The 1,931-nt window shown below is 58.4% G+C and carries 4 protein-coding genes; 2 read left to right on the top strand and 2 right to left on the bottom strand.

What is annotated here, in order from left to right; translation table 11 throughout:
* Positions 1 to 283, top strand: a 283-nt coding sequence (locus EN994_RS29280; protein ID WP_127308045.1) for a DUF1236 domain-containing protein, incomplete at its 5' end; no start/stop codon positions are given.
* Positions 284 to 411: 128 nt separating this feature from the next.
* Here the strand turns inward: EN994_RS29280 and EN994_RS29275 are convergent.
* Both EN994_RS29275 and EN994_RS29270 read right to left on the bottom strand, forming a co-directional pair.
* Complete coding sequence (locus EN994_RS29275) at positions 412 to 576, bottom strand: DUF3309 family protein (RefSeq protein WP_013531546.1); 165 nt, start codon at positions 574 to 576, stop codon at positions 412 to 414.
* A 156-nt stretch (positions 577 to 732) separates the two neighbouring features.
* Positions 733 to 1,350, bottom strand: coding sequence for an NAD(P)H-dependent oxidoreductase (locus EN994_RS29270; RefSeq protein ID WP_013531545.1), 618 nt, complete (start codon positions 1,348 to 1,350; stop codon positions 733 to 735).
* Between the two features lie 307 nt (positions 1,351 to 1,657).
* On the opposite strand from EN994_RS29270, the gene EN994_RS29265 reads away from it, so the two are divergent.
* A partial coding sequence (locus EN994_RS29265) for an alpha/beta fold hydrolase (protein WP_348631696.1) occupies positions 1,658 to 1,931 on the top strand: 274 nt, incomplete at its 3' end.

The following is a 1,931-nucleotide window of genomic DNA, read 5'->3' as shown; positions in this document are numbered from 1 at the left end:
GGATACGACGTCGACCGGTTCCATCAACAACGTGACGGTGGAGCAGAAAACCCAAGTCACTCAGATTATCCGGGAGACGAAGGTCGAGCCTGTGTCCAATGTCAATTTTGACATCAGCGTCGGCGTCGAAGTTCCGCGGCACAAGGTCAGGCTGCATCGGCTGCCGGCTCGTATCGTCAAGATCGTTCCCGCTTACGAAAGCTACGAGTATTTCGTGCTTGCGGACGGTCGGATCGTCATCGTTGATCCGGATACGTTCAAGATCGTGCTGATTTTGACCTGATATGTCCGACGAGTGGTCCGCCCTCCAGAGGGCGGACCGTCATTGCCGGACTGCTATGGATTCAAAGCAACTCCGAAGAGAACCGCAAGCGGCAGGTGATACAATCTGCCACCGCATGGCGGACTCGGCTAGAGACGCCCGAGCACGACCAGGATTATGACTATAAGCAGCAGAAGACCGAGGCCGCCGCCCCCGTAATAGCCGGTGCCGTAGAATGGCCCGCCGCCAAGTCCACTAAAGCCGCCAAGCAATGCGATAATCAGAATGATGATAAGAATTGTGCCGAGACCCATGACTTGCTCTCCTGTTTGCGGCTTCGCGCCGTGTAGACGGAGCGGCGGTCGCCGGCTGATGAGAATATGAACTCGCTACAAGCCTTCCTGTTCCCGATTGAGACCTCATCGACGCTGCAATGTCTGGCCGCTCAAAGTTGTTTAGGCGAACAAAGGTCATCCCGAGACGCCCGAATAGCCCTGGTCTTTCAGCAATCCAGCGAGATGGGCGGCGTTTGAGGCTGCCATTTCGATCGCACCCGAGACTTTTTCCGGAGTTGCCGGCAGGTCGACATAGTTGACGTCCTCCATCGCCTCGCCAACCCAGTAGACCCCGCCATTGGCCGGGATGGTGAAGCCGACATCGTTCAATGCCTGAAAGCATTCCGCGTGGCAGTGATGCGCACCGTCCTCATTACCGACGATGGCCACCAGGGCCACCTTTCCTGCTGCCGGCATTCGCCCTCTGTCATCCGTCTCCTCGAGAAAGGCATCCATCCGCTCCAGGACGCGCTTGGCCACACTCGAGGGCTGGCCAAGCCAGATCGGAAGCCCGAGCACGAAGATGTCGGCCGCCAGTATCTTCTTTCTGAGTTTCGGCCAATCGTCGCCCTCGCCCATGTCGGAGAGCACGCCGGGCTTGATATCGTGGCTGAGCGCACGCACGATCTCGCCCTTCACATCGTATTGCATCAACGCCGCCAGGACATCGGCGAGCAACCGATCGGTGGAGGATTTTTCCCTGTCGTTCGAAGCTTTGAGCGAGCAATTGAGTGCGAAGGCCGTAAGCGGCATGTGAATCTCCCTGCATTGTCCTAATTGCAAACCGCCGCGACGACTTCGCGACTGCCCATTCGCCCGTTGCGGGATCGCCCGGCATTCTAACGCCAGGGTTAAATGCTTGTTCCGCAGGCGGACCAACAGGGCCGGTGGATGGCCCCCTCCTCCCACTTGGTGACGGTCGAGCCGGCTCAGAAAGCGGGCTGGTCCTTGAGCACAGACGTTGGAGAACGGACAGCGGCGAGCGACGCAGATTGAACTGGTGGGGCAACCTATTCGTTCGCTCTTCGTTTTCTTCTGAGTTCCCGAAAATGGATAGACGATGCTCGTCCAGACCCTCGAAGCAGGCGATATGCAGCTGGCGGTATCCACGGCCGGCGATCCGCGCCGACCGGCCTTGATCCTTCTGCACGGCTGGCCCCATTCCCGGAAAATCTATGATGGTGTGCTCGATGAACTCGGCACGCGATACTTTACGCTGGCTTTCGATCTTCCGGAGATCGGTGAATCGCGTGGCACTCCGCCGTCGGCGGAAAAGAAGGTTCTTGCCGATATTGTGATTTCAGCCGCCGAGGCGCTTGGGGCCAAATCCATCG

This window comes from Mesorhizobium sp. M7A.F.Ca.CA.002.09.1.1 (genome assembly GCF_003998555.1).
Classification (GTDB): Bacteria; Pseudomonadota; Alphaproteobacteria; order Rhizobiales; family Rhizobiaceae; genus Mesorhizobium; species Mesorhizobium ciceri.
This window is presented reverse-complemented; position numbering and strand designations above follow the sequence as displayed.